Raw genomic sequence first — 25,054 nt, 5'->3', positions numbered from 1 at the left:
CGAACCGCCGCGAAGGCGGCCTCAGGGACCAGTGAGAACTACGACGGACGCACCACCTTGCCCGTCGCCAGATCGCGGATCAGGCTCGGGTTCTTGCGCCCGCCCAGGCTGCCACCCAGTACCAGGTCCAACTGCCCGCCGAAGTACTGCTGCACCCGCAACCGGGTCCTGGCCGACGGCCGGCCCTGGGGGTTGGCGGAGGTGGAGATCAGCGGCCCGACCAGCGAGCACAGATCCCGCACCAGCGGGTGGTCGCTGACCCGCACGGCCACGGTGTCATGGCGGCCAGTGACCCACTCCGGCAGCAGGTCCTGGTGCGGCACCAGCCAGGTGTTGGGCCCCGGCCAGGTACTGGCCATGCGGTCGACCCACTCCTGCGGGAATTCCTCGAAGAGGAAATCGAACTGGCGGATATTGTCCGCCACCAGGATCAACCCCTTGTCCACCGAACGATTCTTGAGCGCCAGCAACCGATCCACCGCCTCTTCGTTCCAGGGATCACACCCCAGCCCCCAGACCGCTTCGGTTGGATAGGCAATCACCGCTCCTGCGCGAACTTCTCGTGCGGCTTCTTGCACACGCCAACTCTTGACCATCGCTTGCTCTCCGGATTCAACGCTGTCGGCAGTTTACCTCAGGTCGGGCTACGCGCTAACCAGCGTCCGCCGTCGCTGGCCACCCGGCCTTCCAGTTCCAGCTCGGTCAGGCTCGCCAGGACCCGCGCCAGGCTCCAGCCACAGGCCCGGGCCAAGGCCTCGCTGGTCTGCGGCGCGGCATGCAGCAGGGCCAGCAGCGGGTGCGTGGGCGCCTCGGGCAGTACGCTGGCCGGCATGCGCTGCCAGCCCCGCAGGTTCTGCAGGATATCGTCGACCGTTTCCACCAGCACCGCACCGTCGCGAATCAACTGGTGACAGCCACGCGCGGCCGGGTGATGGATGGAGCCGGGAATCGCATAGACCTCTCGCCCCTGTTCCGCCGCCAGCCGGGCGGTGATCAGCGAGCCGCTGCCGACGCTGGCCTCGACCACCACTACGCCGAGGGACAGGCCGCTGATGATCCGGTTGCGCCGGGGGAAATTGCCGGGTTGGGGGGTGGTGTCCAGGGGAAACTCGGAAACCACGGCGCCGCCCTGGTCGATCATGGCCCGGGCCAGGGCGCGATGCCGCTGTGGATAAAAATTCTCGATGCCGGTGCCGAGCACGCCCACCGTCAGCCCGCCAACGTCCAGTGCGGCCTGGTGGGCAGCGCCATCGATGCCCAGGGCCAGGCCGCTGGTGATGACAAAACCGGCGGCGGCCAGGCTGCGGGAGAAGGCCGCGGCGGTATCCATGCCCGGTCGCGAGGCACGTCGGCTACCGACCAGCGCCAGTTGCGGCTTGTCCAGGATCGTCGGCTCGCCGGCGACGAACAACAGCGGCGGGGCATCGTCCAGTTCGGCCAGCAGGGCCGGGTAGGCGGCCTGGTCCCACATCAGCAAATGCTGCTCCGGCCGCTCTAGCCAGGCCAATGCAGCGCTGGCGCCATCGCGCACGGCCGGGCTGCGGCGCGCCTCGGCGCTGCTCGCGGGCAGCCCCAGCGAGCGCCAGGCCGCAGCCGGGGCACTCAGGGCGGAAGAGGCCGAACCAAAGGTTTCGATCAGTTGGCGGAAGCGCCTGGGGCCGATTTCCGGCAGGCGATGCAGCCGCAGGCGGGCTTCCAGCTCCGCCGGCGACAGGGTATTGCACACAGACTGTGACATCAGCTCATCCTTGATCCGTGGCAGTCGTGATCAAGTAGGACAAGCTGTGGATAACTCTGTGAGTAACCTGTTCAGCAAGCGGTCGCAGATACTGCGACAGCCGTTACGGATTGCGTACCTTGTCCTGCACCGCCAGCGACCGCGTGGCATTGAGTACCAAACCATAGCTGAGCTTTTCGTAGGTGCGGAACACCATCAACAGGCCGGAACGCTCGTCGGGAATCTTCACCGGCTGCCCGGTGACCCGGTCGCGGACCGTCTCGCCGGTCTTGAACACCGCGAGAACATTGCCTTCGGCCAATCCGTCGCGGCGTCCCTTGTCGATCGTGACCACGTCCATGACGCCGATCTGTGTAACACCTCGTGGCACATCTATGATCACGCCGTTGACCTGGGACTGCGGCGCGCTCGGCATGAAGGTCGAGGTGATCGGCCGTTCCTCGCTGACGAACAGCCGGTCGCCCAGGCGCACTTCCTCGGTGGTACGGCGCAGGGTCAGGGTGCCGACATCGCCTTCGGTGGCCAGCAGTTCGCCGGTGCCGATGTCGTCGGCGTTGATGCCGAGGAACTCCTTGGTCTGCGGGTCGGTGTAGACCTTGCCCTGGCGGAACAGGCCGTACACGTTGTGCGTCGGGTCGAATGCGCCGCGCGCGTAGATCCGGTCGCCCATGCCGCTGAGCACCCGCTCGTTGCTGCCGGCGAGGATGTACGGGGCACGCTTGAACGCCTCGACGCTGTCGACGATGCGGTTGCTCAGCAGGAAGGCGTTGATCTTTTCCAGCGGAATGCTCGGAATCGCCTCGGCCACCGCCGAGCGGCGCACCTGTGGCGACAGCTTGATGGTGCCGCGCGACGCACCGCGCTCGACCACCAGCCGCGGCTGGCCGTCGACGAACTGCAGGGTCAGGGTGTCGCCGGGGTAGATCAGGTCGGGGTTGGCGATCTGCGGGTTGGCGTGCCAGATCTGCGGCCACTGCCAGGGCTCGCGAAGAAACTTTCCGGAAATATCCCACAGCGTATCGCCGCGCACCACGGTGTAGCGCTGTGGATAACCATCCTTGAGTTGCACTTGCGCCTGCGCGACACCGGTAAAGGCCAGCAGCAGGGCGAGTAGTGTTTTCCTCATGCAGTGAATCCCTTTATCATGTGTCTTCGCGTGAAACGCCAGAGCCCCCGCGGCTCGCTCCCAGGGAGAACGTTTTACAACGGTAGCCGATCCCGCCGGGATGTTTCGGCAGCCGTCTCTGACTTTACCTCACATGTGCAGCAAATACGCCTATGGCCATTTTAAACATCCTCGAATTCCCAGACCCGCGCCTGCGCACCATCGCCAAACCCGTGGCCGAGGTGGACGACAAGGTTCGGCAACTGATCGATGACATGTTTGAAACCATGTACGAAGCCCCGGGCATCGGCCTAGCCGCGACCCAGGTCAACGTGCACCAGCGTATCGTGGTCATGGACCTGAGCGAGGATCGCAGCGAGCCACGGGTGTTCATCAACCCCGAGTTCGAGCCGCTGACCGAAGAGAAGGACCAGTACCAGGAAGGCTGCCTGTCGGTACCGGGTTTCTACGAAAACGTCGACCGCCCGACCCGCGTGCGCATCAAGGCACTGGACCGCGACGGCAAGCCGTTCGAACTGGAAGCCGATGGCCTGCTGGCGGTGTGCATCCAGCACGAATGCGACCACCTCAACGGCAAGCTGTTCGTCGATTACCTGTCTACGCTCAAGCGCGACCGGATCAAGAAGAAGCTGGAAAAGCAGCACCGCCAGAACGCCTGATCCCCCCACCGACTCTGTCCTGTAGGAGCCGGGCTTGCCCGCGAAGCTTTTAGCGCTCTCAAGGGCCATTCGCGGACAAGCCCTGCTCCTACAGAAAGTGGCATTCATAATGTCCTGTCCTCTCTCAAGCGAGCCCTCCCATGACTGAGCCACTGCGCATCGTCTTTGCCGGCACTCCCGAATTCGCCGCCGAACACCTCAAGGCCCTGCTCGACAGCCCCCATGAGATCGTCGCGGTCTACACCCAGCCGGACCGGCCGGCCGGGCGCGGACAGAAGCTGATGCCCAGCCCGGTCAAGCAGTTGGCGCTGAAGCATGGCATCAGCGTCCTGCAACCGCCGACCCTGCGCAACGCCGACGCCCAGGCCGAACTGGCGGCGTTCAAGCCGGACCTGATGGTGGTGGTCGCCTATGGCCTGATCCTGCCGCAGGTGGTGCTGGATATTCCGCGCCTGGGCTGCATCAACAGCCACGCCTCGCTGCTGCCGCGCTGGCGCGGTGCGGCACCGATCCAACGGGCGGTGGAAGCCGGCGACACGGAAAGTGGCGTCACCGTGATGCGCATGGAAGCCGGCCTGGACACCGGGCCGATGCTGCTCAAGACCGTCACCCCGATCAGCGCCGAAGACACCGGCGGCAGCCTGCATGACCGCCTGGCCGAACTCGGCCCGCCCGCGGTCATCCAGGCCATCGCCGGCCTGGCTGCCGGCACGCTGGTCGGCGAGGTGCAGGACGACAGCCTGGCGACCTACGCCCACAAACTGAACAAGGACGAGGCGCGCATCGACTGGCAGCGCCCGGCCGTCGAGCTGGAGCGGCTGATCCGCGCGTTCAACCCGTGGCCGATCTGCCACAGCAGCCTCGATGGCGAAGCCCTGAAAGTACTGGCCGCCCGCACCGCCGAGGGGCAGGGCCAGCCGGGCGAAATTCTCGCCGCGAGCAAGGACGGGCTGATCGTCGCCACCGGTAACGGCGCGTTGTGCCTGACCCGCCTGCAACTGCCCGGCGGCAAGGCGCTGAACTTCAGCGACCTGTTCAACAGCCGCCGGGAGAAATTCGCCCTCGGTACGGTACTCGGCCAATGAACCCGCGCCTGGCCGCAGCCAAGGCCCTGGCCGCCGTGCTCAGCGGCAAGGCCTCGCTCAACAGTTCGCTGCCGGCGCAACTGGACAAGGTCGAGGCCCGCGATCGCGGCCTGACCCAGGACCTGGCGTTCGGCGCCGCCCGCTGGCAGCCACGGCTGGCGGCGCTGGCGACCAGGCTGCTGCAGAAGCCCTTCAAGGCCGCCGATGCCGATGTCGAGGCGTTGTTGCTGGTGGGCCTCTACCAGTTGCTCTATACGCGCATCCCGGCCCACGCCGCCATCGGCGAAACCGTCGGTTGCGCCGACAAGCTGAAGAAACCCTGGGCCAAGGGCCTGCTCAACGCCGTGTTGCGCCGCGCCCAGCGCGAAAGCACCGAGCTGCTGGCCGAGCTGGAGCGCGACCCGGTGGTGCGTACCGCCCACCCGCGCTGGCTGCAGAAGTCGCTGAAAGCCTTCTGGCCCGAGCAGTGGGAAGCCATCTGTGCGGCGAACAACGCCCATCCGCCGATGATCCTGCGGGTCAACCGCCGCCATCACAGCCGCGACGCCTACCTCAGGCTGCTGGGTGACGCCGCCGTTGCGGCCCGGCCGTGCGACTACAGCCGCGACGGCATCGTCCTCGACGAAGCCTGCGATGTGCGCAACCTGCCGGGCTTTGCCGAAGGCTGGATCAGCGTCCAGGACGAAGCCGCGCAACTGGCCGCCGACCTGCTGGACCTAGCTCCCGGCCAGCGGGTGCTGGACGCCTGCTGCGCGCCGGGCGGCAAGACCTGCCATATCCTCGAAGCCCAGCCGCAACTGGCCGGGGTGGTCGCTGTCGACCTGGAGGCCAAGCGCCTGCTGCGGGTACGCGAGAACCTCGACCGCCTGGGGCTGGAGGCCGAACTGATCGCCGCCGATGGTCGCGACACCGCCAGTTGGTGGGATGGCAAGCCGTTCCAGCGCATCCTGCTCGACGCGCCCTGTTCGGCCACCGGCGTGATCCGCCGCCATCCGGACATCAAGCTGACCCGCCAGGCCGACGACATCGCCGCACTGGCCAGCCTGCAGGGTGAGCTGCTGGACGCCATGTGGGCCACCCTGGAAGTCGGCGGCATCCTGCTCTACGCCACCTGCTCGACCCTGCCGACGGAAAACACCGAGGTGATCGAGGCGTTCCTGGCACGCACCTCCGGTGCCCGCGAGCTGGATATCCCCGGCAGCTTCGGCGTCAGGCAACCCCATGGCCGGCAACTGCTGGCGCAGGAAGGCGGCCATGATGGTTTCTATTACGCCAAACTGATCAAGATCGCGGCCGCGCGCGGCTGACCGGGTCGAAACGGAGCTGCTACCCGATGAAAATCATCATTCTCGGCGCAGGACAGGTCGGCGGGACGCTGGCCGAACACCTGGCCAGCGAAGCCAACGACATCACCGTGGTCGACACCGATGGCGAGCGCCTGCGCGACCTCGGCGACCGCCTGGACATCCGTACCGTGCAGGGCCGCGCCTCGTTTCCGACGATCCTGCGCCAGGCCGGCGCGGACGATGCCGACATGCTGGTGGCGGTGACCAACAGCGACGAGACCAACATGGTCGCCTGCCAGGTGGCCCATACGCTGTTCCACACCCCGACCAAGATCGCCCGGGTACGCGAGTCGGCCTACCTGACCCGCACCGAGCTGTTCGACAACGACGCGATCCCGGTGGACGTGCTGATCAGCCCGGAACAGGTGGTCACCAACTACATCAAGCGCCTGATCGAAACCCCCGGCGCCCTGCAGGTGATCGACTTCGCCGAGGGCAAGGCCCAGTTGGTGGCGATCAGGGCCTACTACGGCGGCCCGCTGGTGGGCCAGCAACTGCGCCAACTGCGCGAGCACATGCCGAATGCCGACACCCGCGTGGCGGCGATCTTCCGCCGCGACCGGCCGATCATGCCTCGCGGCGATACGGTGATCGAGGCCGACGACGAAGTGTTCTTCATCGCCGCCAAGGCGCACATTCGCGCGGTGATGAGCGAGATGCGCCGGCTCGACGAGAGCAACAAGCGCATCGTCATCGCTGGCGGCGGGCAGATCGGCGAGCGCCTGGCCGAGGCGATCGAAAGCCGCTACCAGGTGAAGATCATCGAGATGAGCGCCGCCCGTTGCCGGCAGTTGTCCGACACCCTCGACAGCACCGTGGTGCTGCAGGGCAGCGCCTCGGACCGCGACCTGCTGATGGAAGAGAACATCAACGATGCCGACCTGTTCCTGGCGCTGACCAACGACGACGAGGCCAACATCATGTCCTCGCTGCTGGCCAAGCGGATGGGTGCGAAGAAGGTCATGACCATCATCAACAACCCGGCCTACGTCGACCTGATCCAGGGCGGCGACATCGACATCGCCATCAGCCCGCAACTGGCGACCATCGGCACCCTGCTGGCCCACGTACGCCGTGGCGATATCGTCAGCGTGCACTCGCTGCGCCGGGGTGCGGCGGAGGCCATCGAGGCGATCGCCCATGGCGACATGAAGTCGAGCAAGGTGATCGGCCGGGCCATCGAGGACATCGCACTGCCGCCGGGCACCACTATCGGCGCGATCATCCGCGACGAGGAAGTGCTGATCGCCCACGACGACACGGTGATCCAGGCCGGCGACCATGTCATCCTGTTCCTTGTGGATAAGAAGCACATCCGCGATGTGGAGAAGCTCTTCCATGTCGGCCTGAGCTTTTTCTGAGATATTGCGACAACACGGAAAGGACCTGCCTCATGCTCGAATCACTGGAGAAGATGCTCGCCAAGGGTGTGGATAACCCGCTGCTGCGCTTCGGCCTGGGCAAGGGTTACCTGGATCTTGGCGACCACGCCCGCGCCGCCGAACACCTGCAGCGCTGCGTCACCCTCGACCCCAGGTACTCGGCCGCCTGGAAACTGCTGGGCAAGGCCCATCAGGGCGCCGGGGACGTGGTCGCCGCGAGGCAGGCCTGGGAACACGGCCTGGAAGCCGCCCGTGCCCATGGCGACAAGCAGGCGGAAAAGGAAATGACGGTGTTCCTGAAGAAGCTGGAGAAGGCTGCGCTCAAAGATCGATGAAGCGCAGGCCGATGCCTTCGGCGTCGACCCGGATCACTTCCATGCGAATGCGCGGCGCGGCCACCGGCAGGTCCTGTACCTGGCCGTAGACCACCGCCCCGGTGGGCAGCCGCGACAACCCCGGATGCTGCACGTAGACACCCTGGCTGGACAGATTGCGCGTATGCCCCAGGCATTCGCCTATGCTCGGGTGCTGGATCTTGATGCGCAGATAGTTCTTGTTCTCGGACATCTGATGCGCCCTTGGATAAACCGCTGTGGATAAATCATCGACGATTTTATCCACAGACCCCACCGATAAGTTGTTTCAGTACCAGCGCTGCTCACCCGCCGGACGCTTCTTGAAGCGTTTCATGCTCCACATGTACTGGCTCGGATAGGCCCGCACGTAGCGCTCGACCACCTTGCTCATGGCCGCGGCCGAGACTTCGGCATCGGTGCTGTACATCTCCTCTGGCGCCGCTTCGAGGATCACCTTGAAGCCCGAACCATCGGGCAGGCGCAGCGCGTGCAGGAACACCCCGACCGCCTTGCCGCCGGCGAGCATGTTCGGCACGAACTTGCTGGTCAGGGCCTGGGTACCGAGGAACGGCACGAACACCCCAGCGGACTCGGCCGGCTCCGGGTCGGCGGGGATGCCCACCGAGCCGCCCTTGCGCACTTCCTTGATGACGCTGAGGATGCCTTCCTTGGTCGAGGCCGCCACGCGGTTGCCCAACTGCACCCGCTGCTTGCGCAGCAGTTCGTCGACCGCCTTGAGCTTGGGCGGACGGTAGAAAATGATCGGTTTGCACTGGCTGCAGTAGAAGTGATTGAGCACTTCCCAGTTGCCCAGGTGGCTGGTGATGCCGACCACGCCCTTGCCCGAGGCCAGCGCCTCCTTGAGCACGTCGAGGCCTTCGACCTCGCGCACCAGCGCGATCGAGCGCTCGGCCGGCCAGATCCAGGCGCAGGCGCTTTCGGTCAGGGACTTGCCGATATCCTTGAGGCTCTGTCCGACCAGTTGTTCGCGAGCGACCGGATCGAGTTCGGGAAAACACTTGGCCAGGTTGATCCGCACCACGTCGCGGGAACGGTTGGGCAGCTTCCACATCACCCAGCCGATGGCCGAGCCGACACGCTGCACGGCACGCCAGGGCAGCATCGCGAACAACCGCAACGCCCCCACCAGCATGGCGCCTTTAAACTTTTCCACAGGTCACTCCCGGTGTGCTTGGCTAATCGTCAGCCGGCTATTGTAGCCGTGGCGCGGCCAGCGCGGCATAGCTATCACAATCGGTGGTGTGGTCCATGACCATGCCCGAGGCCTGCATGAACGCGTAGCAGATGGTCGGGCCGACGAAGCCGAAGCCGAGCTTCTTCAGCGACTTGCTCATGGCCTCGGCCTCGGGCGTGACGGCCGGTACCTCGCTGCGATCGCGGAAATGGTGGATCTGCGGCACGCCGCCGACGAAGGACCAGAGCAGCGTCACCGGGTCCTCCAGCTGGAGCCAGGCGCGAGCATTGCGCCGCGCCGCCTCGAGCTTCAGGCGGTTGCGCACGATCCCCGGATCGAGCAGCAGGGTTTGCAGGTAGTCATCGCTCATGTCAGCGACTTTCCGCACATCGAAACCGAACAGAACCTTACGGTAGTGCTCGCGTTTTTTCAGGATGGTGATCCACGAAAGCCCGGCCTGGAACCCTTCGAGCAAAAGCAACTCGAACAGTCGCTGCCCATCGCGCAGCGGTACGCCCCACTCCCGATCGTGGTAGTCCATGTACAGGGGATCATCGTTGCACCAAAAGCAGCGTGGCATAAGGCTCCAGGGAGGCGGAGGCGCGACCTAATCGGGTATACTCCCGCCTTTTGAATCGCAGCCCAAGTAACAGGTGAATTTCGTGAGCCAGCCTACGCCAGCCGTGCGTACCTTCCAAGACTTGATTCTCGCCCTCCAGCAATACTGGGCCGAGCAAGGTTGTGTGGTACTTCAGCCCTACGATATGGAAGTAGGCGCCGGGACTTTCCATACCGCCACGTTCCTGCGCGCCATCGGCCCGGAAACCTGGAACGCCGCCTACGTACAGCCCAGCCGTCGCCCGACTGACGGCCGCTATGGCGAGAACCCGAACCGCCTGCAGCACTACTACCAGTTCCAGGTGGTGCTCAAGCCCAACCCGGACAACTTCCAGGAGCTGTACCTGGGCTCGCTCAAGGCCGTCGGCCTGGACCCGCTGGTGCACGACATCCGCTTCGTCGAGGACAACTGGGAATCGCCGACCCTCGGCGCCTGGGGCCTGGGCTGGGAAGTCTGGCTCAACGGCATGGAAGTCACCCAGTTCACCTACTTCCAGCAGGCCGGCGGCATCGAGTGCTACCCGGTCACCGGCGAAATCACCTACGGCCTCGAGCGCCTGGCGATGTACCTGCAGGGCGTCGATTCGGTCTACGACCTGGTCTGGGCCGACGGTCCGTTCGGCAAGGTGACCTACGGCGACGTGTTCCACCAGAACGAGGTGGAGCAGTCGACCTACAACTTCGAACACGCCAACGTCGAGAAGCTGTTCGAACTGTTCGATTTCTATGAAAGCGAAGCCAAGCGCCTGATCGAGCTGGATGAGCCGCTGCCGTTGCCGAGCTATGAAATGGTCCTCAAGGCCTCGCACACCTTCAACCTGCTGGATGCACGCCGGGCCATCTCGGTGACCGCGCGTCAGCAGTACATCCTGCGTGTGCGCACCCTGGCGCGTTCCGTCGCCCAAGCCTACCTGCTGGCACGTGCCAAGCTGGGCTTCCCGATGGCAACCCCGGACCTGCGTGATGAAGTGTTGGCTAAGTTGGAGGCGGCACAATGAGTGCGCAAGATTTTCTGGTAGAACTGGGCACTGAAGAACTGCCACCCAAGGCCCTCAATACCCTGGCCGAGGCGTTCCTGGCCGGTATCGAGAAAGGCCTGCAGGCCGCCGGCCTGAGCTTCGAAGCCAAGCAGGTCTACGCCGCGCCACGCCGCCTGGCGGTGGTGCTCAAGCAACTGCAGACCCAGCAGCCGGACCGCAGCATCAACCTCGACGGCCCGCCACGCCAGGCCGCCTTCGATGCCGAGGGCAACCCGACCCAGGCCGCCCTGGGCTTCGCCAAGAAGTGCGGCGTCGAGCTGAGCGAGATCGACCAGAGCGGGCCGAAGCTGCGCTACAGCCAGAACATTCCGGGCAAACCGACCGCCAGCCTGCTGCCGACCATCGTCGAGGACTCGCTGAACGACCTGCCGATTCCCAAGCGCATGCGCTGGGCCGCGCGCAAGGAAGAGTTCGTGCGTCCGACCCAGTGGCTGGTGATGCTGCTCGGTGACCAGGTCATCGACTGCACCATCCTCGCCCAGAAGGCCGGTCGCGAGTCCCGTGGCCACCGTTTCCACCACCCGGAAAACGTCCGTATCGGCTCGCCGGCCAGCTACCTCGACGACCTGCGTGCCGCCTACGTACTGGCCGACGCCAACGAGCGTCGCGAGCTGATCAGCAAGCGCACCACCGAGCTTGCAACGATGCAGGAAGGCACGGCGATCATGCCGGCGGACCTGCTCGACGAAGTGACGGCACTGGTGGAGTGGCCGGTGCCGCTGGTGTGCTCGTTCGAGGAACGTTTCCTCGAAGTGCCACAGGAAGCCCTGATCACCACCATGCAGGACAACCAGAAGTACTTCTGCCTGCTGGACGTCGATGGCAAGCTGCTGCCGCGCTTCATCACCGTGGCCAACATCGAGAGCAAGGATCCGAAGCAGATCATCGCCGGTAACGAGAAGGTCGTGCGCCCACGCCTGACCGACGCCGAGTTCTTCTTCAAGCAGGACAAGAAGCAGCCGCTGCAGGATTTCAACCTGCGCCTGCAGAACGTGGTGTTCCAGGAGAAGCTGGGCAGCGTCTACGACAAGGCCGAGCGTGTCTCGAAGCTGGCCGCGTTCATCGCCCCGCGCATCGGCGGCGACGCCCAGCGTGCGGCCCGGGCAGGCCTGTTGTCCAAGTGCGACCTGGCCACCGAGATGGTCGGCGAGTTCCCGGAGATGCAAGGCATCGCCGGCTACTACTACGCCCTCAATGACGGCGAGCCGGAAGACGTCGCCCTGGCCCTGAACGAGCAGTACATGCCACGTGGTGCTGGTGCCGCCGAACTGCCAAGCACCCTGACCGGTGCCGCGGTGGCGATCGCCGACAAGCTCGACACCCTGGTCGGGATCTTCGGTATCGGCATGCTGCCGACCGGCAGCAAGGACCCCTACGCCTTGCGCCGTGCCGCCCTGGGCGTGCTGCGCATCCTGATCGACAAGAAACTCGACCTCGACCTGATCGAGACCGTGGCCTTCGCGGTCAACGCGTACGGAGCCAAGGTCAAGGCCGCGGGCCTCTCCGACCAGGTGCTGGAGTTCATCTTCGACCGCCTGCGTGCCCGTTACGAGGACGAAGGCATCGACGTCGCCACCTACCTGTCGGTGCGTGCCCTGAAGCCGGGCTCGGCCCTGGACTTCGACCAGCGCGTCCAGGCGGTGCAGAAGTTCCGTCAGTTGCCGGAAGCCGCCGCCCTGGCCGCGGTGAACAAGCGTGTATCGAACCTGATCAGCAAGGCCGAACCGACCATTTTCTCGACAGTCGATCCGAAGTACTTCGACAACGCGAAAGAGTTCTCCATGCACTCGGCCATCCAGCAAGCCGACAAGGACGTCCAGCCGCTGATGGAGAAACGCGAGTATGCCGAGGCACTGGCACGCCTGGCCGCCCTGCGCGAATCCGTCGATGCCTTCTTCGAAGCGGTCATGGTCAACGCCGAGAACGAAGACGTGCGCAAGAACCGCTACGCCTTGCTTGCACGTCTGCGCGGGTTGTTCCTCAACATCGCCGACATTTCGCTGCTAGGCTGAGGACGCGACTTGAAGCTGCTGATACTCGATCGCGACGGGGTGATCAACCAGGACTCCGACGCCTACATCAAGTCGGTGGAGGAGTGGATTCCGATCCCCGGGTCGATCGAAGCCATCGCGCAGTTGAGCAGGGCGGGCTGGACGGTCGCCGTGGCGACCAACCAGTCCGGCATCGCCCGCGGCTACTACGACCTCGCGACCCTGGACGCCATGCACGAGCGCCTGCGCTCGCTGGTGGCGCAACAGGGTGGCGAGCTCGGGCTGGTGGTGTATTGCCCCCATGGGCCGGACGAGGGCTGCGATTGCCGCAAGCCCAAGCCGGGCATGCTCAGGACCATCGCCGCGCATTATGGCGTTGAACTGGCTAGGCTATGGTTTGTCGGCGACAGCCTCGGTGACCTGGAGGCCGCCAGCGCCGTCGATTGCCAGCCCGTTCTGGTAAAGACCGGCAAGGGCGAAAAGACCCTGGGGAAAACCCTGCCGGTGGGCACGCTGATCTTTGACGATCTGGCGGCCATCGCGGCTGAGCTTATCCACAACTAGCGCCTTTCTGACTTCCTGATCAAGGACTGTTCAGGGGTTCACTTATTAACAGGCGGGCAATGCCCGCAACGGTAAATGTCGCTATGTCGATCCTGCAGGCCATCAGAACCTTTTTCTTTTACCTGCTGCTGGGCACCAGTTCGCTGCTGTGGTGCTCCCTGAGCTTTTTCGTCGCGCCGTTCCTGCCGTTCAAGGCGCGCTATCGCTTCATCAACGTGTACTGGTGCCGCTGCGCGCTGTGGCTGACCAAGGTATTCCTGAATATCCGGGTCGAGGTGCAGGGTGCACACAACGTTCCCGAGCGGCCCTGCGTGATTCTGTCGAACCACCAGAGCACCTGGGAAACGTTCTTCCTGTCGGCCTATTTCTCGCCCTTGAGCCAGGTGCTCAAGCGTGAGTTGCTCTACGTGCCGTTCTTCGGCTGGGCCATGGCCATGCTGCGGCCGATCGCCATCGACCGGGACAACCCGAAGGAAGCGCTCAAGCACGTGGCGAAAAAGGGCGATGAGTTGCTCAAGGACCACACCTGGGTGCTGATCTTTCCGGAGGGCACTCGCGTGCCCTACGGTACCATCGGCAAGTTTTCCCGCGGTGGTACGGCGCTGGCGGTGAATGCCGAGCTGCCCGTGCTGCCGGTAGCCCACAATGCCGGCAAATTCTGGCCGAAGACCGGTTGGGCGAAGAAACCGGGCACCATCACCGTGGTGATCGGCGCCCCGATGTACGCCGAAGGCACCGGCCCACGGGCCATTGCCGACCTGAACGAGCGGGTCCAGGCCTGGAACGAGAACGCCCAGCGTGAGATGGGTTCACTGCCGCCGGTAGCGGCTGCCGAAGCACCCAGTGCCGCCTGACCGATCTGTGGATAACTTGTGCACAAGATTTTGATATTTCTTGAAATAGTCACGTAAGTAGATGATTTATATACTTATTTCTCTGTATGACTGTTCAACGAAAATCGTGCATAAGTTTTTTTCGAGCAATAAAAAAACCGGCTTTCATGCCGGTTTTTTCATGCCTGTGAATCTCTCAGACCTTGTCGATATCCACATCCCGGGTTTCTTTCAGGCAGAACAGCCCGACCACCAGGCTCACGCCGGTGATCAGCACCGGATACCAGAGGCCATAGAAGATATCCCCGGTGTAGACCACCAGGGCGAACGACACGGTCGGCAGGAAGCCACCGAACCAGCCGTTACCGATATGGTAGGGCAGGGACATGGAGGTGTAGCGGATCCGGGTCGGGAACAGTTCGACCATCACCGCCGCCAGCGGACCGTAGGTCATGGTCGCGATCAGGATCAGCAGCACGATCAGCAACACCACCATCGGCTGGTTCACCGTCGCGGCCTCGGCCTTGGCCGGGTAGCCGGCCTGGCTGATCGCCGCGCGCATGGCCGCCTCGTCGAAGCCGTTGATCTTCTGCGCGCCCACGGTGACCGTCACCTCGCTGCCCGCTGCAGCCGACTGGGAACTGTAGGGCAGGCCCTGCTTGACCAGGAAGGTCTTGACCTTGTCGCAGGGGCTGTCGAAACGCGCCTTGCCCACCGGGTCGAACTGGAAGGTGCAGCCGGCCGGGTCGGCCGTCACCACGATCGGTGCCTGCCGGCTGGCGGCATCGATCTGTGGGTTGGCGTAATGGCTGAGGGCCTTGAACAGCGGGAAGTAGCAGACCGTCGCCAGCAGCAGGCCCATCATCAGGATCGGCTTGCGCCCGATCTTGTCCGAAAGCCAGCCGAACAGCACGAAGAACGGCGCACCGATCACCACGCTGATGATCAGCAGGGTGTTGGCCTGGCCCGGGTCCATCTTGAGCATCTGGGTCATGAAGAACAGGACATAGAACTGCGCGGTGTAGAAGGTCACCGCCTGCCCGGCATTGATACTGAAGAGGGCGGTGAGAACGATCTTCAGGTTCTGCCAGGAGCCGAAGGACTCACGGATCGGTGAATGGCTGGCCTTGCCCTGGGCCTTCATTTTCACGAAGGCCGGTGACTCGTGCATGCTCATGCGAATCCAGGTGGAAATAGCCAGCAGGACGATCGACAGCAGGAACGGCAGCCGCCAGCCCCAGGTTTCGAACTGGTCACCGCTGATGTAGCGGCTGGCCAGGACCACCAGCAGCGACAGCAACAGGCCGAGGGTGGCCGTGGACTGGATCCAGCCGGTGTGGAAACCGCGCTTGCCGGCCGGCGCGTGTTCGGCCACGTAGGTCGCGGCGCCGCCGTACTCGCCCCCCAGCGCCAGGCCCTGGAGCATGCGCAGCAGCACCAGGATGATCGGCGCGGCGATGCCGATACTGGCGTAGGTCGGCAGCAGGCCGACGGCGAAGGTCGACAGGCCCATCAGTATGATGGTCATGAGAAAGGTGTACTTGCGGCCGATCATGTCCCCCAGCCGGCCGAACACCAGCGCACCGAAGGGCCGCACCAGGAAGCCGGCGGCGAAGGCCATCAGGGCGAAGATGAACGCCGTGGTGTCGTTGACCCCGGCGAAGAACTGCTTGCTGATGACGGCGGCCAGGGCACCGTAGAGAAAAAAGTCATACCACTCGAAAACCGTCCCGAGGGATGACGCAAAAATGATCCGGCGCTCTTCCTTGCCGCTGCTGGCGGAAACAGACGCCGACTGTTGCTGGATGTAGTCCGACATGAGTGATGTCCTCGGCCTCGTGGGCCACAGTGATTATTCTTGTTGTTCCACTGTGGACTCCGGCTGACTGCCACCGGAGTCCGTGTCTTGCTCGTTACCGATCTTCCTTTTGACCGCTCCTGTCATCCGCCTGAACAGCGCAATACGCACCGCCTGCTCCTACAGGATTGTGGATAACTGCGCCGCAGGCGTCCGGACATCTGCCAGGATCATCTGCGCCGCCTTCTCGGCAATCATCACCGTGGGCGAACAGGTATTGCCCGAGGTGATCTGCGGCATGATCGAGGCATCGGCCACTCGCAGGCCCGGTACCCCATGCAACCGCAAGCGGGCATCGACGACGTCCTGCACGCCGTGGCCCATGCGACAGGTACCCACCGGGTGAAAGATGGTGGTGCCGATCTTCGCCGCCGCTTCGTGCAGCTGTTCCTCGCTTTGCAAGGCCGGGCCGGGCAGGTACTCCTCGGGGGCAAAGCGCCGCAGGGCAGGGGAGGCGACGATGCGTCGGGTCAGGCGAATCGCCTCGGCGGCGACCTTCAGGTCCTCGGGGTCACTGAGGTAATTGGGGTCGATCAGCGGAGCAGCGCCCGGATCGGCCGAACGGATGTCGATGCGCCCGCGGCTCTGCGGACGCAGATTGCACACCGAAGCAGTGAACGCCGGAAAGCGATGCAGCGGCTCGCCAAAGCGCTCCAGCGACAGCGGCTGCACGTGGTATTGCAGGTTCGCCGACGTCTGCTCCGGGCTCGATTTCACGAACGCGCCCAGTTGACTCGGCGCCATCGCCAACGGACCACTGCGGTCGTAGAGATATCGCAGGCCCATGCCGGTCTTGCCCCACAAGCTATTGGCCATCTGGTTGAGGGTCCGGGCATTGCTGAGCTTGTAGATCAGCCGCAATTGCAGGTGATCCTGCAGGTTGCCGCCGACCCCCGGCAGTTCGTGGCGCACGCCGATCCCCAGGCTCTCCAGCAGCGGTCGCGGGCCGATCCCGGAACGTTGCAGAATCCCCGGCGAACCGACCGAACCGGCACACAGGATGATTTCCCGACGGGCCGGGAACAGATGTTCTTCGCCTTGCCAGCGCGCCAGCACCGACGTTGCCCGACCTTTTTCCAAGTTGACCCGGTCGACCTGCACGCCGGTGAGGACGGTCAGGTTGGGGCGCTTGAGTACCGGCCGCAGGAACGCCTTGGCCGAATTCCAGCGTACCCCGGAGCGCTGGTTGACCTGAAAGTATCCACAGCCCTCATTATCCCCCGTATTGAAATCACTGACACTGGCGATACCGTTTTCAGCAGCCGCCTCACGGAACGCATCGAGAATCGGCCAGGAATAACGCTGCTGTTCCACCCGCCACTCACCGGTGTCGCTGTGGAACTCCCCACTGCCGCCGAAGTGATTTTCGCTGTGCTTGAACAGCGGCAACAGGTCCTTCCAGGCCCAGCCCGGATTGCCCTGTTCGGCCCAGCGGTCATAGTCGTGGGCCTGGCCACGCATATAGATCATGCCATTGATCGAGGAACAGCCACCGAGCACCTTGCCCCGTGGATAACTCAGGCTGCGGCCCTGCAGGCCGGGTTGCGATTCGGTCTTGAAGCACCAGTCGGTGCGTGGGTTGCCGATGCAGAACAGATAGCCGACGGGGATGTGGATCCACGGGTAGTTGTCCCGGCCACCGGCTTCGAGCAGCAGCACGTTGTTGCTCGGGTCGGCGGACAGCCGATTGGCCAGCACGCAGCCAGCTGGCCCGGCACCGACGATCACGTAGTCATAAGGCAAATGGGCAGATGCCATGAGGACCTCGCCTTTATTGTTCTTGTATCAGCCCATGTTATTGATTAGTTTCGGGATGAAAACCTTCGTTTTTGCGCAAGTGCTGTGCGTTTTCAAGCAGGCAGGTGAACCCCACGATTCACAAGGAAGCTCAATGTTTGACTGGAACGATCTGCGTTTTTTTCTCGAACTGCAGCGCAGCGGCCGCCTGCTGACCGCGGCCAAGCGGTTGAATACCACCCACAGCACCGTGGCCCGGCATATCGAGACCATCGAGCAGAGCCTGGGCACCGCGCTGTTCGTCCAGCATGCCCAGGGCTACGAGCTGACCCCCGCCGGCCAGGCCCTGCTCAAGCATGCCGAAGCCATGGAAAACGTGGCACTGCTGGCCCAGGAAGAGATCACCCAGGCCATCGCGCCGCTGGGCAAGATCCGCCTGGGGGTCACCGAAGGCATCGGCATCATGTTTCTCACTTCGCGCCTGGGGGCGCTGTTCGAGCGCTATCCGGGGCTGGAGGTGGAACTGGTGGCAGTACCGCGCTTCATCAGCATCCTCAACCGCGAGGCCGAGATCAGCATCCATCTGGACCGCCCCCACGCCGACATGCTGATCACCCGCAAGCTCACCGACTACCGCCTGGCCCTCTACGCCAGCCCGGCCTACCTGGCCCGGGCGCCCCGCCTGGAAACCCGTGACGATCTCTCGGAGCACCAGTGGATCGGCTATGTGGATGACCTGCTGTTCAGCCAGGAGCTGCTGTTCCTCGACGACTTCTGCCGCTCGCCGAACGTGACCCTGCGCAGCACCAGCGTGGTCGCCCAGCAGATCGCCGCCCGGGCCGGACTGGGCATTGCGGTGTTGCCCAACTACATGGCCAAGGATGATCCGGAGCTGGTGCGGGTACTGCCGCAGGAGACGATCCAGCGCAGCTACTGGATCAGTACCCGCCGGGAGTTGCACAAGTCGGTGCGGTTGCGGGTGGTGTGGGATTTTCTGTTGGCGCTGTGTGCCCAGGAACAAGCGGTGTTGCTGGCCGAATGAGGCAATAAGAAAGCCCGCTTGCGCGGGCTTTCTTGAGCAGCGAACCACCGGGAATCAGAAGTCCAGGTTGGCCACCGACAGGGCATTGCTCTCGATGAAGTCGCGGCGTGGTTCGACCGCATCGCCCATCAGGGTGTTGAAGATCTGGTCCGCCGCGATGGCGTCTTCGATCGTCACTTTCAGCATCCGGCGAACGGTCGGATCCATGGTGGTTTCCCACAGCTGGTCCGGGTTCATCTCACCCAGCCCCTTGTATCGCTGGATGGTGTGGCGCTTGGTACTTTCAGCCATCAGCCAGTCCAGGGCTTCCTTGAACTCGCTCACGGCCTTCTTGCGTTCGCCACGCTGGATGTAGGCACCCTCGTCGAGCAGCGAGCTCAGTTGGGCGCCCAGGGTGACCACGGTCTTGTAGTCGTTGCTGCCGAAGAAGTCGCGGTTGAAGGTGACGTAGCTCGACAGGCCATGGGAGATCAGTTCCACCTCCGGCAGCCAGACGTTACGCTCACGGTCTTCGCGCAGGCTGGTCTTGTAGACCAGGCCGGACTTCTCGCTCAGGCGCAGGCGGGCATCGTACTTGGCCAGCCATTCCTGCATCGCCGAATGATCGCCCAGTTGCTCAAGGCTTACCGCCGGCAGGTAGATGAAGTGCTCGGTCAGCTCCTGTGGATAGATACGCGACAGGCGCTTGAGGGTCTTCATCACCATGCGGAAGTCATTGACCAGACGCTCCAGCGCCTCGCCGGAAACACCCGGCGCGTCTTCATTCAGGTGCAGGCTGGCGTCTTCGAGAGCCGACTGCGTCATGTATTCTTCCATGGCGTCGTCGTCCTTGATGTACTGCTCCTGCTTGCCTTTCTTCACCTTGTACAGCGGTGGCTGGGCAATGTAGATGTAACCGCGCTCGATCAGCTCCGGCAACTGACGGAAGAAGAAGGTCAGCAGCAGGGTACGAATGTGCGAACCGTCGACGTCAGCATCGGTCATGATGATGATGTTGTGATAACGCAGCTTCTCGATGTTGTACTCTTCGCGGCCGATGCCACAACCCAGCGCGGTGATCAGCGTGCCCACTTCCTGGGACGAGATCATCTTGTCGAAACGGGCCTTCTCGACGTTGAGGATCTTGCCCTTGAGCGGCAGGATCGCCTGGGTCCGACGGTTACGACCCTGCTTGGCGGAACCGCCTGCGGAGTCACCCTCCACCAGGTACAGTTCGGAAAGGGCAGGGTCCTTCTCCTGGCAGTCAGCCAGTTTGCCCGGCAGGCCGGCGATATCCAGCGCACCTTTGCGGCGGGTCATCTCACGGGCCTTGCGCGCCGCTTCACGGGCACGAGCGGCATCGATCATCTTGCCGACCACCAGCTTGGCTTCGTTGGGGTTCTCCAGCAGGAAGTCGGAGAAGTACTTGCCCATTTCCTGCTCGACCGCACCCTTGACCTCCGACGACACCAGTTTGTCCTTGGTCTGGGAACTGAACTTCGGATCCGGCACCTTGACCGAGATGATCGCCGTCAGGCCTTCACGCGCATCGTCACCGGTGGTGGCGACCTTGTGCTTCTTCGCCAGACCTTCCTGTTCGATGTAGTTGTTCAGGTTGCGGGTCAGTGCGGAGCGGAAGCCCACCAGGTGGGTACCGCCATCACGCTGAGGAATGTTGTTGGTGAAGCACAGCAGGTTTTCGTTGAAGCTGTCGTTCCACTGCAGAGCGATTTCCACGCCGATGCCGTCTTCACGCTGGATGTTGAAGTGGAACACCTGGTTGACCGTGGTCTTGTTGGTGTTCAGGTATTCAACGAAGGCACGCAGGCCACCCTCGTATTTGAACATCTCTTCCTTGCCGGTGCGCTCGTCACGCAGCAGGATGCCGACGCCGGAGTTGAGGAAGGACAGCTCGCGAATCCGCTTGGCCAGGATGTCCCAGCTGAAGTGGATGTTCTTGAAGGTTTCGGCGGAAGCCTTGAAGTGGATCTGGGTACCTGTGGTTTCGCTGTCGCCAACGATAGCCATCGGTGCCTGGGGTACGCCGTGGACATAGGTCTGTTCCCAGATCTTGCCGCTACGGCGGACGGTCAGTACCAGCTCTTCGGACAGGGCGTTCACCACCGACACACCCACACCGTGCAGGCCGCCGGATACCTTATAGGAGTTGTCGTCGAACTTACCGCCGGCGTGCAGCACGGTCATAATGACTTCGGCTGCGGAGACGCCTTCCTCCTTGTGTACATCGACCGGGATGCCGCGGCCGTTGTCGCGAACGGAGATCGACTCGTCCGGGTGGATAGTGACGCAGATGTCGTCGCAGTAACCAGCCAGCGCTTCGTCGATGGAGTTGTCGAGCACCTCGAACACCATGTGGTGCAGACCGCTACCATCATCGGTGTCGCCAATGTACATACCGGGACGTTTGCGTACGGCATCCAAACCTTTCAGCACCTTGATGCTGTTCGAGTCGTACGTATTTTCTTCGCTCATGCCTTCACTCCCGATGGTCGTGGGTCTGGGTGATACAGCCCTGTTCCACGTGGAACAGCGCAACTGGCGTTTCCGTCTGCCAGCCTTCCCTCAGTAATTCGTGGTCTACACAGGTGATGAACACCTGGCAGCGTAATTCTTCAAGCAAACGACATAGTGCGCGGCGGTGCTGGTCGTCCAGTTCGGACGGCAAGTCATCCACCAGATAAATACATTGCCCGCGCCGGGCCTGGCTCACCAGGTGTCCCTGGGCAATGCGCAACGCGCAGACCACCAGTTTCTGCTGCCCCCGCGACAGAATGTCCGCGGCGTTGTGTGCGCCCAATCGAAGACGCAAGTCAGCTCGCTGTGGTCCAGCCTGGGTATGGCCCATCTGCTGGTCCCGCTGCAGGGAGGAGGCGAGCACGGCGCTCAGCTCTTTTTCCTTGTCCCAGCCACGGTAATAGCTCAGCGTCAGCCCCTCGAGTTCGACTAGCTCGCTCAAGGTCTGCTCAAAGACTGGTTTCAAGGCTTTGATATAGGCGCGGCGGTATTCATCGATTTCGGCACTGGCCAGGCACAGTTCCCGGTCCCAGGCCGCTTGCGAAGCGGCGTCAAGTGTACCATGCCGCAGCCACGAGTTCCGCTGCCGGAGGGCCTTCTGCAGGCGCTGCCAGGTCGACATGAAGCGCGGTTCCACGTGGAACACTCCCCAGTCGAGGAACTGCCGACGAATCTTCGGCGCCCCCTCCAACAGACGGAAGCTGTCGGGGTTGATCAACTGCAGCGGCAGGATTTCCGCCAACTGCGCGGCGCTCCTGGCGTTCTGCCCGTCGATGCGGATCTGGAATTCCCCCTGGCGATCGCGGGATATCCCCAAGGCGCTCTGCCCACCCTCGGCCAGTTCGACCTGGCCGAACACCGTACAGGCCAACTGCTCGTACTGGATCACCGGCAGCAGACGGGTGCTGCGGAACGAACGGGCCAGCCCCAGCAGGTGGATGGCTTCCAGCACGCTGGTTTTGCCGCTGCCGTTGGCGCCGTAAAGGATATTGATACGCGGGGAGGGGGAGAAGGTCACCGGGTGCAGGTTGCGCACCGCGGTGACCGAAACACGGCTGAGGGACATCTAGCGTGTGCTGAACATATGAAGGAGGGGCACGGTTACAGGCGCATCGGCATGACGACGTAGGCCGAGTCATCGTTGTCCGATTCCTGCAGCAGCGCACTGCTGTTGGAATCGGACAGGATCAGGCGCACCTGCTCGGTGGTCATCACGCCCAGCACGTCCAGCAGGTAGCTGACGTTGAAGCCGATTTCCAGGGAGCCGCCGTTGTAATCGACGCCCACTTCTTCTTCCGCCTCTTCCTGCTCGGGGTTGTTGGCCTGGATCTTCAATTGGCCGCTGGCCAGTTGCAGACGGATACCGCGGTACTTCTCGTTGGACAGGATCGCGGTACGGCTGAAGGCTTCGCGCAGTGCCTGGCGGTCGCCCAGTACCAGCTTGTCCCCGCCTTTTGGCAGGACGCGCTCGTAGTCGGGGAACTTGCCGTCGACCAGCTTGGAGGTGAAGGTGAACTCACCGGTGGTGGCGCGGATGTGGTGCTGACCCAGCACGATGCTGACGTTGCCTTCCGGCTCGGTGAGCAGGCGGGCCAGTTCCAGGATACCCTTGCGCGGCACGATCACCTGGTGACGATCCTGCTGGCCGATGTCGGCCTGCATGGAGCACATCGCCAGGCGGTGGCCGTCGGTAGCCACGGCACGGATCACGCCGGCGGACACTTCCAGCAGCATGCCGTTGAGATAGTAACGCACGTCCTGCTGGGCCATGGCGAAGCTGGTGCGCTCGATCAGGCGACGCAGCTTGCTTTGCTCCAGGCTGCAGGTCAGCGAACCCGGGCCTTCTTCCACAGTCGGGAAATCGTTGGCAGGCAGGGTCGACAGGGTGAAGCGGCTGCGGCCGGCCTTGACCACCAGTTTCTGCTCGTCGACCTTGATGTCGATCAGGGCATCGTTCGGCAGGCTCTTGCAGATATCCATCAGCTTGCGCGCCGGTACGGTGATCTCACCGGGTTCGGCAGGCTCTTCGAGCTGGACGCGGCCGACCAGTTCGACTTCGAGGTCGGTACCGGTCAGCGACAGCTGCTGGCCTTCGACGACCAGCAGCACATTGGAGAGCACCGGCAAGGTCTGGCGGCGCTCGACGACGCCTGCGACCAGTTGCAGGGGTTTCAACAGGGCTTCGCGTTGAATGGTGAAATGCATGGTCTAGTCCCTTGCCTTAATAAGCTGCGCTGCAATTCTCAAGTGGTCAGTGTACGCAGCAGGTTCTTGTAGTCCTCGCGGATGTCCGCGTCGGATTCCTTTAGTTCGTTGATCTTGCGGCATGCGTGCAAGACAGTGGTGTGGTCGCGCCCACCAAACACATCGCCGATTTCCGGCAGGCTGTGGTTGGTCAATTCCTTGGACAGGGCCATGGCGACCTGACGCGGACGAGCGACCGAGCGCGAACGGCGCTTGGACAGCAGATCGGAAATCTTGATCTTGTAGTACTCGGCCACGGTCCGCTGGATGTTATCCACAGACACCAGCTTGTCCTGCAGGGCCAGCAGGTCCTTCAGCGATTCGCGGATCAGCTCGATGGTGATCTCTCGCCCCATGAAGTGCGAGTGGGCGATCACCCGCTTCAGTGCGCCTTCGAGTTCGCGTACGTTGGAGCGAATACGCTGGGCAATGAAGAACGCCGCGTCATGGGGCAGTTCGACCTTGGCCTGGTCGGCCTTCTTCATCAGGATCGCCACGCGGGTTTCCAGCTCGGGCGGCTCCACCGCAACGGTCAGGCCCCAGCCGAAACGCGACTTCAGGCGCTCTTCCAGGCCTTCGATTTCCTTGGGATAGCGGTCACTGGTGAGAATCACCTGCTGGCCGCCTTCGAGCAAGGCGTTGAAGGTGTGGAAAAACTCTTCCTGGGAACGCTCCTTGCGTGCGAAGAACTGAATGTCGTCGATCAGCAGGGCGTCCACCGAACGGTAGAAGCGCTTGAACTCGTTGATGGCGTTCAACTGCAGCGCCTTGACCATGTCGGCGACGAAACGCTCCGAATGCAGGTAGACCACCTTGGCATTCGGGTTCTTCTTCAATAGATGGTTACCCACAGCATGCATCAAGTGGGTCTTACCGAGACCGACGCCACCATACAGGAACAGCGGGTTGTAGCCATGCTTGGGGTTGTCCGCCACCTGCCACGCCGCAGCGCGGGCCAGCTGGTTGGACTTACCCTCGACGAAGTTCTCGAAGGTGAAGGTACGGTTCAGGTAACTGGTGTGCTTGAGTGCGCCCTCGACCTGGACCGTGCGCTGTTCGGCACGTACCGGAGCCTGCTGCGCAGCGGCGCCGGCCATCGGATCGAAACTGTCGCGGGACGGCTCTTCGCTGGCCTCCGCCACTTCCTTCTGGCTGGCGGGTGGCGGGGTCGGCGTTGCCACCGGTGCAGTCGGTGTAGCCGCCGCGGCGGCAGCCGCACTGGCGGCCAGGGCCTGGGAAGCCGCGGCAGCCAGAGGAGCATTCGGTGCAGCACGCGGCGCCGAACTGCGTTTGCTGCCTATTAATAAGGAAAGGGCAGGCGCCATGCCGTTGCCATGCTCGTTCAGCAGTTCAAGCAAACGTCCCAGGTACTTTTCGTTCACCCAGTCGAGCACAAAACGGTTCGGTGCATAGACACGCAACTCGTCGCCTTCGGCTTCGACCTGTAGTGGACGGATCCAGGTGTTGAATTGCTGGGCAGGCAGCTCATCACGCAGAAGCTCCACGCACTGCTGCCAAAGTTCCACTGACACGGATATCCCCTAAGTTGAAAGCCGGTAAGGCAAAAACAAGCGGCCATTGTACCGGCAGGCCGAGCACTTATCCACACGTCGATTGCAGGCAGAGCCCGGCGAATCAATCTCTTATCTGTGAACAAGGCGACCAGCGGTATGTGAATAAGCCCTGTGGATAACAGCCCTTGAGGGCGTTGCACAAGTGTGATCGA

General features: G+C 63.3%; 22 protein-coding genes. 10 read left to right on the top strand and 12 right to left on the bottom strand.

Annotation, left to right across the window (positions count from 1 at the left end):
* Positions 1-38 precede the first annotated feature (38 nt).
* From tsaC to ACZ5KU_RS00100, 3 genes are all read right to left on the bottom strand, one after another.
* Positions 39-596 (bottom strand): L-threonylcarbamoyladenylate synthase type 1 TsaC, encoded by a 558-nt coding sequence (tsaC, locus tag ACZ5KU_RS00110; RefSeq protein ID WP_054061270.1) that lies wholly within the window; start codon positions 594-596, stop codon positions 39-41.
* A 38-nt stretch (positions 597-634) separates the two neighbouring features.
* Positions 635-1,738: a DNA-processing protein DprA gene (dprA, locus tag ACZ5KU_RS00105; protein ID WP_464736696.1), complete on the bottom strand. Its 1,104-nt coding sequence runs from the start codon at positions 1,736-1,738 to the stop codon at positions 635-637.
* 103 nt (positions 1,739-1,841) lie between these two features.
* Positions 1,842-2,864, bottom strand: coding sequence for a LysM peptidoglycan-binding domain-containing protein (locus tag ACZ5KU_RS00100; RefSeq protein ID WP_054061568.1), 1,023 nt, complete (start codon positions 2,862-2,864; stop codon positions 1,842-1,844).
* Between the two features lie 152 nt (positions 2,865-3,016).
* On the opposite strand from ACZ5KU_RS00100, the gene def reads away from it, so the two are divergent.
* From def to ACZ5KU_RS00075, 5 genes are all read left to right on the top strand, one after another.
* Positions 3,017-3,523 (top strand): peptide deformylase, encoded by a 507-nt coding sequence (def, locus tag ACZ5KU_RS00095; RefSeq protein ID WP_054063414.1) that lies wholly within the window; start codon positions 3,017-3,019, stop codon positions 3,521-3,523.
* A 140-nt stretch (positions 3,524-3,663) separates the two neighbouring features.
* Positions 3,664-4,608: a methionyl-tRNA formyltransferase gene (fmt, locus tag ACZ5KU_RS00090; protein WP_464736695.1), complete on the top strand. Its 945-nt coding sequence runs from the start codon at positions 3,664-3,666 to the stop codon at positions 4,606-4,608.
* Positions 4,605-5,915, top strand: a complete 1,311-nt coding sequence (rsmB, locus tag ACZ5KU_RS00085; RefSeq protein ID WP_464736694.1) for a 16S rRNA (cytosine(967)-C(5))-methyltransferase RsmB — start codon at positions 4,605-4,607, stop codon at positions 5,913-5,915. The genes fmt and rsmB overlap by 4 nt, the downstream gene beginning before the upstream one ends.
* Positions 5,916-5,941: 26 nt before the next feature.
* Positions 5,942-7,315, top strand: coding sequence for a Trk system potassium transporter TrkA (gene trkA, locus ACZ5KU_RS00080; protein ID WP_054056410.1), 1,374 nt, complete (start codon positions 5,942-5,944; stop codon positions 7,313-7,315).
* A gap of 32 nt (positions 7,316-7,347) precedes the next feature.
* Positions 7,348-7,671, top strand: coding sequence for a tetratricopeptide repeat protein (locus tag ACZ5KU_RS00075; RefSeq protein ID WP_464736693.1), 324 nt, complete (start codon positions 7,348-7,350; stop codon positions 7,669-7,671).
* Here the strand turns inward: ACZ5KU_RS00075 and ACZ5KU_RS00070 are convergent.
* The 3 genes from ACZ5KU_RS00070 to ACZ5KU_RS00060 all read right to left on the bottom strand — a co-directional run bounded on the left by ACZ5KU_RS00070 (position 7,658) and on the right by ACZ5KU_RS00060 (position 9,467).
* Positions 7,658-7,903 carry a PilZ domain-containing protein gene (locus tag ACZ5KU_RS00070; protein ID WP_054056412.1) on the bottom strand — a complete coding sequence of 82 codons (246 nt, stop codon included), beginning with the start codon at positions 7,901-7,903 and terminating at the stop codon, positions 7,658-7,660. The two genes, ACZ5KU_RS00075 and ACZ5KU_RS00070, sit on opposite strands and share 14 nt — an antisense overlap.
* Positions 7,904-7,978: 75 nt before the next feature.
* On the bottom strand, positions 7,979-8,866 hold the full coding sequence (locus ACZ5KU_RS00065) for a lysophospholipid acyltransferase (RefSeq protein ID WP_054056413.1): 888 nt from the start codon (positions 8,864-8,866) through the stop codon (positions 7,979-7,981).
* A gap of 37 nt (positions 8,867-8,903) precedes the next feature.
* Positions 8,904-9,467, bottom strand: coding sequence for a DNA-3-methyladenine glycosylase I (locus ACZ5KU_RS00060; protein WP_416771151.1), 564 nt, complete (start codon positions 9,465-9,467; stop codon positions 8,904-8,906).
* Positions 9,468-9,549: 82 nt separating this feature from the next.
* Here ACZ5KU_RS00060 and glyQ point away from each other — a divergent pair, with 82 nt between their 5' ends.
* The 4 genes from glyQ to ACZ5KU_RS00040 all read left to right on the top strand — a co-directional run bounded on the left by glyQ (position 9,550) and on the right by ACZ5KU_RS00040 (position 13,954).
* Positions 9,550-10,503 carry a glycine--tRNA ligase subunit alpha gene (glyQ, locus tag ACZ5KU_RS00055; protein ID WP_054056415.1) on the top strand — a complete coding sequence of 318 codons (954 nt, stop codon included), beginning with the start codon at positions 9,550-9,552 and terminating at the stop codon, positions 10,501-10,503.
* Positions 10,500-12,557, top strand: coding sequence for a glycine--tRNA ligase subunit beta (gene glyS / locus ACZ5KU_RS00050; protein ID WP_464736692.1), 2,058 nt, complete (start codon positions 10,500-10,502; stop codon positions 12,555-12,557). The genes glyQ and glyS overlap by 4 nt, the downstream gene beginning before the upstream one ends.
* Positions 12,558-12,566: 9 nt before the next feature.
* The gene (gmhB, locus tag ACZ5KU_RS00045; RefSeq protein ID WP_464736691.1) at positions 12,567-13,100 is read left to right on the top strand and encodes a D-glycero-beta-D-manno-heptose 1,7-bisphosphate 7-phosphatase; all 534 of its coding nucleotides are present in this window, start codon (positions 12,567-12,569) and stop codon (positions 13,098-13,100) included.
* A gap of 83 nt (positions 13,101-13,183) precedes the next feature.
* Positions 13,184-13,954: a lysophospholipid acyltransferase family protein gene (locus ACZ5KU_RS00040; protein ID WP_054056418.1), complete on the top strand. Its 771-nt coding sequence runs from the start codon at positions 13,184-13,186 to the stop codon at positions 13,952-13,954.
* A gap of 175 nt (positions 13,955-14,129) precedes the next feature.
* Here the strand turns inward: ACZ5KU_RS00040 and ACZ5KU_RS00035 are convergent, their stop codons facing one another.
* Both ACZ5KU_RS00035 and ACZ5KU_RS00030 read right to left on the bottom strand, forming a co-directional pair.
* On the bottom strand, positions 14,130-15,752 hold the full coding sequence (locus tag ACZ5KU_RS00035; RefSeq protein ID WP_054056419.1) for an MFS transporter: 1,623 nt from the start codon (positions 15,750-15,752) through the stop codon (positions 14,130-14,132).
* 159 nt (positions 15,753-15,911) lie between these two features.
* The gene (locus ACZ5KU_RS00030) at positions 15,912-17,549 is read right to left on the bottom strand and encodes a GMC family oxidoreductase (RefSeq protein ID WP_464736690.1); all 1,638 of its coding nucleotides are present in this window, start codon (positions 17,547-17,549) and stop codon (positions 15,912-15,914) included.
* Between the two features lie 133 nt (positions 17,550-17,682).
* Here ACZ5KU_RS00030 and ACZ5KU_RS00025 point away from each other — a divergent pair, with 133 nt between their 5' ends.
* Complete coding sequence (locus ACZ5KU_RS00025; RefSeq protein WP_464736689.1) at positions 17,683-18,570, top strand: LysR family transcriptional regulator; 888 nt, start codon at positions 17,683-17,685, stop codon at positions 18,568-18,570.
* Positions 18,571-18,624: 54 nt separating this feature from the next.
* On the opposite strand, the gene gyrB is transcribed toward ACZ5KU_RS00025, so the two are convergent.
* From gyrB to dnaA, 4 genes are read right to left on the bottom strand one after another with little or no spacing between them, the layout of a single operon-like run.
* Positions 18,625-21,042: a DNA topoisomerase (ATP-hydrolyzing) subunit B gene (gene gyrB, locus ACZ5KU_RS00020; protein ID WP_054056422.1), complete on the bottom strand. Its 2,418-nt coding sequence runs from the start codon at positions 21,040-21,042 to the stop codon at positions 18,625-18,627.
* 4 nt (positions 21,043-21,046) lie between these two features.
* Positions 21,047-22,150 carry a DNA replication/repair protein RecF gene (gene recF / locus ACZ5KU_RS00015; protein WP_054056423.1) on the bottom strand — a complete coding sequence of 368 codons (1,104 nt, stop codon included), beginning with the start codon at positions 22,148-22,150 and terminating at the stop codon, positions 21,047-21,049.
* Between the two features lie 35 nt (positions 22,151-22,185).
* Positions 22,186-23,289, bottom strand: a complete 1,104-nt coding sequence (gene dnaN, locus ACZ5KU_RS00010) for a DNA polymerase III subunit beta (RefSeq protein ID WP_054056424.1) — start codon at positions 23,287-23,289, stop codon at positions 22,186-22,188.
* A 38-nt stretch (positions 23,290-23,327) separates the two neighbouring features.
* Entirely contained in the window at positions 23,328-24,860 is a 1,533-nt protein-coding gene (gene dnaA, locus ACZ5KU_RS00005; protein WP_054056425.1) for a chromosomal replication initiator protein DnaA, read from the bottom strand.
* Positions 24,861-25,054 lie beyond the last annotated feature (194 nt).

Source organism: Pseudomonas sp. Tof1, assembly GCF_055390395.1.
The sequence above is the reverse complement of the archived record's forward strand: the minus strand, read 5'-3'. Positions and strand labels throughout refer to the sequence as shown.